Source organism: Bordetella petrii, assembly GCF_020991325.1.
Taxonomy (GTDB): domain Bacteria; phylum Pseudomonadota; class Gammaproteobacteria; order Burkholderiales; family Burkholderiaceae_B; genus Bordetella_A; species Bordetella_A petrii_E.
The window spans coordinates 1-8,272 of the sequence record NZ_JAJMLX010000211.1 but is presented as its reverse complement, the minus strand read 5'-3'; the positions used below and the strand labels follow the sequence as shown (position 1 = coordinate 8,272).

8 protein-coding genes and 1 pseudogene are annotated in these 8,272 nt (G+C 66.4%); 2 read left to right on the top strand and 7 right to left on the bottom strand.

Going from position 1 to position 8,272, the window contains the following annotated elements:
• Positions 1-596 (bottom strand): annotated as a pseudogene (locus LPZ50_RS18235) (MFS transporter); the annotation flags it as partial.
• A gap of 392 nt (positions 597-988) precedes the next feature.
• Between LPZ50_RS18235 and LPZ50_RS18230 the strand changes: the two are divergent.
• Both LPZ50_RS18230 and LPZ50_RS18225 read left to right on the top strand, forming a co-directional pair.
• A complete protein-coding gene (locus LPZ50_RS18230) occupies positions 989-2,011 on the top strand; it encodes a cyclase family protein (RefSeq protein WP_230663346.1) in 1,023 nt (340 codons plus the stop codon).
• A 277-nt stretch (positions 2,012-2,288) separates the two neighbouring features.
• Positions 2,289-3,284, top strand: a complete 996-nt coding sequence (locus LPZ50_RS18225) for a Bug family tripartite tricarboxylate transporter substrate binding protein (RefSeq protein ID WP_230663344.1) — start codon at positions 2,289-2,291, stop codon at positions 3,282-3,284.
• 21 nt (positions 3,285-3,305) lie between these two features.
• Here the strand turns inward: LPZ50_RS18225 and LPZ50_RS18220 are convergent, their stop codons facing one another.
• The 6 genes from LPZ50_RS18220 to LPZ50_RS18195 are packed head-to-tail and all read right to left on the bottom strand — an operon-like array spanning position 3,306 to position 8,258.
• Complete coding sequence (locus LPZ50_RS18220) at positions 3,306-4,388, bottom strand: NAD-dependent epimerase/dehydratase family protein (RefSeq protein ID WP_230663342.1); 1,083 nt, start codon at positions 4,386-4,388, stop codon at positions 3,306-3,308.
• Between the two features lie 27 nt (positions 4,389-4,415).
• Complete coding sequence (locus LPZ50_RS18215; RefSeq protein ID WP_230663340.1) at positions 4,416-5,279, bottom strand: MaoC/PaaZ C-terminal domain-containing protein; 864 nt, start codon at positions 5,277-5,279, stop codon at positions 4,416-4,418.
• A 7-nt stretch (positions 5,280-5,286) separates the two neighbouring features.
• A complete protein-coding gene (locus tag LPZ50_RS18210) occupies positions 5,287-6,438 on the bottom strand; it encodes a thiolase (RefSeq protein ID WP_230663338.1) in 1,152 nt (383 codons plus the stop codon).
• Positions 6,435-6,821 carry a Zn-ribbon domain-containing OB-fold protein gene (locus tag LPZ50_RS18205; RefSeq protein ID WP_230663336.1) on the bottom strand — a complete coding sequence of 129 codons (387 nt, stop codon included), beginning with the start codon at positions 6,819-6,821 and terminating at the stop codon, positions 6,435-6,437. Before LPZ50_RS18205 ends, LPZ50_RS18210 begins: the two co-directional genes overlap by 4 nt.
• A 4-nt stretch (positions 6,822-6,825) precedes the next feature.
• Positions 6,826-7,608 (bottom strand): crotonase/enoyl-CoA hydratase family protein, encoded by a 783-nt coding sequence (locus LPZ50_RS18200; protein ID WP_230663334.1) that lies wholly within the window; start codon positions 7,606-7,608, stop codon positions 6,826-6,828.
• 26 nt (positions 7,609-7,634) lie between these two features.
• Positions 7,635-8,258: an SDR family NAD(P)-dependent oxidoreductase gene (locus LPZ50_RS18195; RefSeq protein ID WP_230663348.1), complete on the bottom strand. Its 624-nt coding sequence runs from the start codon at positions 8,256-8,258 to the stop codon at positions 7,635-7,637.
• Positions 8,259-8,272 lie beyond the last annotated feature (14 nt).

The window sequence follows — 8,272 nt, the reverse complement described above, 5'->3', positions numbered from 1 at the left end:
GCGGCGCCCAGCGCCAGCAACAGGAACGCGGCCGAGACCAGCAGCAGCGCGGGCGTGCCCAGCGGCCGGGCCAGCAGCGAAGCCAGCCACGGCCCGAAGACAGCGCCGAGCGTGCCGCCCACGGAAATCAGCGCAAAGAAACGCTTGCTTTGCTCCAGTGAAAAGCGGTCGACCATCAAGGCCCAGAACAGCATGGTGGCAAACAAGTTGAAAACGCTGAACCACACGTAGAACACCTGCCCGCTGGTCATGCCGACCGCATCCGGCGCCAGCACCAGCAACAAGTGGAATGCCACCAGACTCGACGCAAAGAAGACGTACGTGGCCGCGATGAATTGAAGCCGGCGAAACCGGCTGACCAGCCATCCGAACAACGGGTTGGCCAACAATGTGACGACAGCGGTACCGACGAACAGCCAGCGCACTGCCTCTATGCCGCGCTGCATACCCAGCGCATCGCGTGCGGGACGCAGCACCATCAGGGCCGTCAGGACGCAAAAGAAGAACAGCCCCGCTAGCAGCACCGGCACGACTTCATCGCGGCGGACATTGAATAGCGATGCAAGGCGATTCTGCGGCGCAGAACGTGTCGTCATGGCGTCCCCATGCAGTGCGATCCGATCGACCCGTCAAGGCCGGCAAGCCGGCCCGACGGAACGTAGTTGCAACGCGGAATACGGATATGGGCTCCGTGAACGATTGTAGTGTCCGTGGGCGGGACAACCGGTGCGCCGGGAATGCTGCTCTGGAGGCTTTGCCGTTCGACCCATAAAAATACCAATTAGTATCTTTACCAAGAACATCCGATGCGCATAAAAACATACTTATATAAAGTATTTATTCCTGCATTGAAATTGATTCTGTATCTTCATTGGCGATTCAACATACCTTATGGTATGTTTGATTCAACATGCCGGTTCGGGTCGGAGGAGACGCCTGACGATGGCCGCGCATGCTTCCTGTCCCACCACATTAGGAAGCCATCGACATGGATGCTCCCCGTTGGAAGCAACGTCCAGACGGATCGAATTGGGGCGATTTCGGCCCCGACGACCAGATCGGGCGCCTGAACTTGCTGAATGCGCAGACCAGGCTGCGCGCCATCCGCGAAGTGGAAGAAGGCACGACGTTCTGCCTGAGCCTGCCGCTGGACTATCCCGGCGGCAATACGCTTTTCCAGCATCGCAAGGCCCCCAGTTTTTTTTACGACAAGCGCGGCGAAGGCCACAACTACAACTACCGCCTGTCCAGCGTGTGCGACTGTTTCAGCGACGTGATTTCCGACGACGCCGTGATGATGTTCACGCAGTACTCCACGCAGTGGGACGGCCTGGGACACGTCGGCCAGATGTTCGACGCCGATGGCGACGGGGTGCCGGAAAAGGTGTATTACAACGGCTACCGCGGCGGCGTGGATGTGGTGGGGCCGGATGATGCCGACAGCAACCTGGGCGCCCGGGCCATCGGCATCGAAAACCTGGCCACGGCCGGCGTGCAGGGGCGCGGCGTGCTGGTAGACCTGGAACGCCTGCATGGGCGCGAGCGCGCCGTGGTCGGCTACGACGGGCTGATGGCGGCGCTGGATGCGCAGCAGGCCTCGGTAGAGCCGGGCGACTTCCTTTGCTTGTACACCGGCTTCGCCGACCTGATCCTGGAAATGAACAAGCACCCCGATGGCGAGGTGCTGGCCAGGTCGTGCGCGGTGCTGGACGGGCGCGATGCGAAGCTGCTGCAGTGGATCACGGATTCGGGCATCGTGGCCATCTGCGCCGACAATTTCGCGGTTGAAGCCTACCCGGCCGGCCCCGGCGACGGCGACCACTACCCCGCGCTGCCCCTGCATGCGCATTGCATTTTCAAGCTGGGCCTGAACCTGGGCGAACTCTGGTACTTCGCCGAACTGGCGCAATGGCTGCGCGCGCACCGGCGTTCCAGTTTCCTGCTGACCGCGCCGCCGCTGCGCCTGCCTGGCGCGGTTGGCTCGCCCGTGACGCCGATCGCCACTGTTTAAGCGCCGCCCCGCGGCATCTGACGCTTATGGCACTACCTTGAGCTGCCGCGGCGAGTTCTCGCGGGCACTACCAGGTGCCTGGCTCCCGTCAGAGTGCCGGACACCGTCCAACCGAGACTATCGCGGCACATAACGGTGTCCGGCACCTGCGGAGCCGGACACCCGGCCATACTCCGCAAAGTGCTCTCGTTCACCTTAAGGTACCGCCATGAGTGCCAGACATCTGGCAGTGCCCGCGAAAACTCACACGCCCGCTCCCCCATCTAGGAGACTCACCATGCACCACGTTGTGAAGGGTTTGATGTTGTCCGCCCTGCTTGCCCTGCCCCCTGTTCATTCGCTGGCGGCCCCCAGCGCCAATGGCGATGCCGCGGCGTATCCGGACAAGCCGGTTACCTTGGTCGTTCCGTTTCCGCCGGGCGGCACCAGCGATGTGGTGGGCCGCCAGCTGGCCCAGCAATTGAGCGAAGTGCTGGACGGTTCGTTCGTGGTGAACAACCGGGCCGGGGCGGCCACCCTGATCGGCGCCACCTATGTGGCACGCGCGCCGAAAGACGGCTATACCCTGCTGCTGTCGTCGGGCAGCACATTCACCACCACGCCGCACCTGATGACCCAGATGCCGTATACCCTGGACGACTTCGAGCCGGTGGCGACCATTGCCACCGTGCCGTTCGCCTTTGTCGTGAAGAAAGACCTGCCGGCGCGCACGCTGGATGAATACGTGGCCTATGCCAAGGCCCATCCCAGGAAAATCAACAATGCCACCAACGGACCCGGCAGCATGGTGCACTTGCTGGGCGAGGTGGTCGCCTCGGGCCTGGAGGTGCAAGTAACCCAGGTGCACTACAAAGGCGCCGCCCCAGCCACCATGGACATGATAGGCGGGGTGGTGGATTCCAACGTCGAAGCCCTGACCAGCGCCCTGCCGAATCTCCAGGCGGACAAATACCGGGCCCTGGCCGTGCTCAGCGCCGAGCGCCAGCCGCTGCTGCCCGACGTGCCCACGTTCCGCGAACTGGGCTATCCGTCCATCGTGGGCGAGACCTGGTACGGCGTCTTCGCGCCGGCGGGCACGCCCGAACCCATTATCCAGAAACTGAACGCGGCCTTGCGCGAGGTGACGGCCTCGCAGCGCTTCGCGGATGCCATGCAGAAAACCGGCAATCAGCCCCGGCCCAGCACGCCCGCCGAACTGAAAGAGGTCACGCTGCGGGAAAGCCAGCGCTGGGGCGAACTGATCAAGCAACTGGGCATCAAGCCGGTGCAGTGATGCCGGCGGCCGGCCCGCGCCCTACCCGGTCGGCAAGTACCCCAGTTGCTGCATGCGCCGCAGATACTCGACGATGCACTGCTCGGAATCGATGCAATCGGCGAAGCCTGCCTGGCGCAGCTTGATGGTGGATACCAGCGGCGGCACCGGCAGCGGGTGGCGCGCGGCCCAGGTTGCATCGGCATATTGCCACGACAAGCCGACCAGGGCATTCATATCGGCCGCGCGCAGGTGATGACGCGCGGCCAGGCTTCGCCATGCGTCGGCTTGCGCGGGCATGATGTCGCGCATGCGGTGCGCCACCGGCTCGCCCAGCGGCATGCCGAAAAAGCGGGCCAGTGTTTCGAACACATGCGCCCACACCACGACATCGCCATTCGCGATATTGAATGCCTGCCCATGGGCACGGGGTTCCTGCCATGCCCATTCGATAGCCCGTGCGATCAGGCGCGCGTCGGTGCATTCGGCAAGCAGTTGCGGATGCCCCGGGTAGGCCAGCGGCAGGCCGGCTTCGCGCAGCAGTGCCGCGTACACGCCCAGGCTGGCGATGGGATTCATGGCGCTGCCCAGGGCCACGCCCAGCACGATCTGCGGCCTGAAGACCGTCCAGTTGAACCCCGCGCGCGCGGCGCGTTCGGCCACCAGGTCTTGTTGGTTGAAATAGAAATTGGCGTGGTCGCGCACCGCATCGTCTTCCCGCGCCGGCACCCGCATGGGCCTGCCAGTGTGCACGCCGTAGGCCTTGGTGCCTTGCAGCAGGGTTACATGCCGCAAGGGCGCGCCCGCCAGGCCGTCCAGGGTATGGCGCAGCATCTGCGTGTTCAGGTCGACGTTTGCGCCGTCGCGCCATCCCTTGAGCAGGTCTGCCTGTTCATTCAGGGCGGCGTAGACCACATGCGTGGTATCGCAGTGCGCGGCCAGCGCCTGCCGCGTGGCGGCCGCATCGCGCAGGTCCACCGACAGCCAGGTAGCCTGCGGCGCGAAATCGGGCGCGCGGCGCGACACCCCTACCCGGTCCAGGCCGGCGAAATGCTCCATCGCGGCCCGCCCCACCACGCCCAATGCCCCCACCACCAGAACCTTGCCCACCGCCGCTGTGCTCATCGATGACTCCGTGAAAATGCGCCGCGCTCAGGCCTCGACTTCAAAATGGCCGTGGTCGATGACCACGGCCTGGCGCGACGGCACGCTGGCGCGGAATGCATACCTGCCCGGCCCGGTGCGCCAGATGTCCAGGCCCAGCGTTTCTCCCGGGAACACCGGCGCCGAGAACCGCCCGCCCATGCTCCGCACCGGGGCGGGTTCTCCACCGCAGCATGCCTTCAGCAAGGCATGGCCCACCGCGCCGAAGCTGGCCAGCCCGTGCAGGACCGGGCGGGCATAGCCGGCCTGGCGCGCCACGGCCGGATCGGCATGCAAGGGGTTCAAATCGCCCGACAGCCGGTAGATCAGGGCAGATTGCGGCGACGTGTCCAGCAGGACGCTTTGATCGGCCTGCCTGTCCGGCACCGGTGGCGGCGCGGGCCGGGGAATGTCGGTGCCGCCGAATCCGCCATCGCCCCGGCAGAATACGGTTTGATAGACCGTGGCCAGCAACGCCCCGTCGGCCAGGTCCTGGATATCGCGTTCCACGTAGATCAACGCGCCGCGCCCGGCGCCCTTGTCGGCCAGGCCCACGATGCGCGTCACGCCCCGCACCGACGCGGCGCCCGCCAGCGGCCGGTGGATACGCAGCGCCTGTTCGCCATGCACCGTGCGTACCCAATCCAGGCCCAGCGGCATATCGCGCATCCAGAAGCCGGGGTCGCCCAGCACATTCACCATCGTGGGCTCGACCTTCAGCCGTGTTTCATCCACGAAGGCCAGGTCGGACTCATCCATGGGGTCCAGCCCGACGCCTATGCCCAGCGCGTACAGCACGCAGTCGCGCCAATGGTATTGCTGATCCGTGCTGGGAATGCGGGCCGCCAGCAGTTGGTCGGGGTCGATAGGCATGGGTGTTCTACAACGTGGCGGCCGAGCCCAGGATGACGGTGGCCTGGCTGGACAGGACGCCGCCGTTGGCATGGGCCAGCGAGACATCCACGTGTTCCACCTGGCGCTGCCCGGCATCGCCGCGCAGCTGCGCCACCGATTCCACTACGGTGAACAAGCCGTACATGCCTGGGTGGTTGCACGATAGCCCGCCGCCATTCGTATTGACGGGCAGACTGCCCCCGGGCGCGATGGCGCCGCTGGCCACCAGCCCGCCGGCTTCGCCCTTGGCGCAGAACCCCAGGTCTTCCAGGAACAGCAGCGTGTTGATGGTGAACGCGTCGTACAGCATGACGTGATCGACATCGCCGGCCTGCAGCCCCGCCATGTCGTACGCACGCCGGCCGGACTCCACCGCGCAGGTAGTGCAGAGATCCGGCATGGCGGAAATCTGCCGGTGCCCCACTGCCGTGCCTATGCCCAGCACGTAGGCCGGCACTCGGGGAAGATCCCGGGCGCGGTCGGCGCGCGTCACCACCAACGCGGCGCCGCCATCGGTCACCAGGCAGCTGTCGGCCTTGGTCAGCGGGTCGCTGATCATGCGCGAGGCCAGCACCTGGTCGCGGCTTAGCGGGTCGCGCATATAGGCGTCTGGATTCAACATGGCCCATTGGCGCGCGCTGACGGCGACATCGGCCAATTGCTCGCGCGTCGTGCCGTACTGGTGCATGTGCCGCGACGCAGCCAGGGCATAGCTGGACATCGGATAGCGCGGCCGGAACGGCGCTTCGTAGACCTGCGGATCGGGCATGGATGCCAGTTTGCCGCCCGCGGTCAGCTGGTTAGACCCATAGCAAATCAGCGCCACATTGCACAGGCCGGCTTCCAGCGCGGCCATGGCCGACTGCAAGTGGAACAGGAACGAAGCGCCGCCCACCATGGTGCCGTCGGCATGGCGCGGCCGTATGCCCAGGCGTTCGGCCACATTCAGCACGGGCAGGCCGGACGTGGACATGGCGCAGAACAGGCCGTCGACCTGGTTCATGCCCAGGCCGCAGTCTTCCAGCGCCAGCACCGCGGCTTCCTGCAATTGATCGAAGGCGCTGCGCCCAGGCGCATGCCAGCGCCGCGTATTGCCTATGCCGACAATGGCCGCGCGGCCCCGCAGTGCATGGCTCATGCCTGGACCTCCGCGGGTTCGAACAGCACGTAAGGTTCATCGCCCGGCACGATGCGCGCCCGCACCGCCTGGCCGATGCGCACGGTATCCGGCTCGATACCTTCTACGCGGCTCATCATGCGCGCTCCGCCCTCGAGCTCGACCAGGCACACGTTGTACGCGCCGGCCCTGTCACGCACCGTGGTCGTGGCATAGATGGTGCCCCGCCCCGGCGATTCGCGCCAGGCCAGCCGCGGGCTGCCGCAAGCGCGGCACACCAATGCCGGCGGAAACCGCAAGGCCTGGCAGGCCTCGCAATGCTGCAGGCACAGCCGGCCCTGGTTCAGGGCGCTGGCGTATTGCTGGTCGGGGCCCGGTCCGTCGAATCTGCTGTCGGCGGCCATGGCGCTACTTCCCTTGCCATACGGGCTTGCGTTTTTCGGCGAAGGCCGCCGAGCCTTCCCGGGCGTCGGCCGACGTGAAGACGTGGTCGGTCAGGGCCGCCTGGCGGGCCCACAACTCGTCCGCCGGCCAATCCGGGGATTCCATGATCACCCGCTTACTGGCGGCCACCGACAAGGGACCATTGGCCGAGATGCTGTGCGCAAGCTGGCGCGCCTGGTCCAGCGCCTGGCCCGCGGGCACCAGGCGGTTGATCAGGCCGTATTCGTAGGCCCGCCGCGCGGGGAACATATCGCCGGTAAGCGCCAGTTCCAGCGCGATACGGTACGGCAGCTGGCGCGGCAGTCGCACCAGGCCGCCGGCCGTGGCGGCCAGGCCGCGCTTGACTTCGGGTATGCCGAACTGGGCGTTGTCGGCCGCCACCACCAGGTCGCAGGCCAGCACCAGTTCAAACCCGCCGGCCAGCGCGTAGCCTTCGACCGCGGCAATCAAGGGCTTGCGCGGCGGCTTCATGGTCAGGCCGCCGAACCCCCGGCCCTCGACGGTGGGCCGTTCGCCGCGCAAAAAACCTTTCAGGTCCATGCCCGAGCAAAAAGTGCCCCCGGCGCCGGTCAGTATGCCTATGTGCAGGTCGTCGCGGCTGTCCAGGTCGTCCAGCGCCGCGGCAATGCCGCGCGCTACGGTCAGCGTGGCCGCGTTGCGCGCTTGCGGGCGGTTGATGGTAATGACCTGGATGCCCGCTTCCACGGCCACCAGGACTTCGGGGGCATCGGCGTTCGGGGTCGTCATGTGCGTCTCCTGTTGGAATGGCCGGGTCAGCGCGGCGCCATGCGCAACGCGCCATCCAGCCGGATGGTTTCGCCATTCAGCATGGCATTGCCAAGAATATGCATGGCCAGTTGCGCGTATTCGTCCGGATCGCCCAGCCGCGCGGGATACGGCACGGAAGCCCCCAGCGTCTTGCGCGCCTCGGCCGGGACGCGCGCCAGCATGGGGGTGTCGAAGATACCGGGCGCGATGGTGCATACCCGGATGCCCTTGCTGGCCAGGTCGCGCGCGGCAACGATGGTCATGCCGGCCACGCCCGCCTTGGAAGAGGCATAGCCTATCTGGCCGATCTGTCCTTCGTAGGCCGCCACCGAAGCCGTCAACACGCAAGCGCCGCGCTCGCCTTCCGGCGTGGGGGTATTGCGCGCCATGCGGGCCGCCACGAGCCGCAGCGTGTTGAAGGTGCCGATGAGATTGACGCGCACGATATCGGTGTACGTGTCCAGCGAACCAGGGTTGCCTTCCTTGTCCACCAGGCGCACCGGGCCGCCGCGCCCCGCGCAGTGCACCAGCACGCGCAGCGGGCCCAGCGACTCGGCCAGGTCGCACGCCGCATTGACATCTAGTTCGCAGGTGACGTCCGCAGGGGCGAACCGAACCCGCTCGCCCAGGCCGGCCGCGGCCT

Excerpts from the sequence above, each read along its gene's own strand:
- LPZ50_RS18230 (WP_230663346.1), top strand. The coding sequence starts at position 989 with ATGGATGCTCCCCGTTGGAAGCAACGTCCAGACGGATCGAATTGGGGC.
- LPZ50_RS18225 (WP_230663344.1), top strand. The coding sequence starts at position 2,289 with ATGCACCACGTTGTGAAGGGTTTGATGTTGTCCGCCCTGCTTGCCCTG.
- LPZ50_RS18220 (WP_230663342.1), bottom strand. The coding sequence starts at position 4,388 with ATGAGCACAGCGGCGGTGGGCAAGGTTCTGGTGGTGGGGGCATTGGGC.
- LPZ50_RS18215 (WP_230663340.1), bottom strand. The coding sequence starts at position 5,279 with ATGCCTATCGACCCCGACCAACTGCTGGCGGCCCGCATTCCCAGCACG.
- LPZ50_RS18210 (WP_230663338.1), bottom strand. The coding sequence starts at position 6,438 with ATGAGCCATGCACTGCGGGGCCGCGCGGCCATTGTCGGCATAGGCAAT.
- LPZ50_RS18205 (WP_230663336.1), bottom strand. The coding sequence starts at position 6,821 with ATGGCCGCCGACAGCAGATTCGACGGACCGGGCCCCGACCAGCAATAC.
- LPZ50_RS18200 (WP_230663334.1), bottom strand. The coding sequence starts at position 7,608 with ATGACGACCCCGAACGCCGATGCCCCCGAAGTCCTGGTGGCCGTGGAA.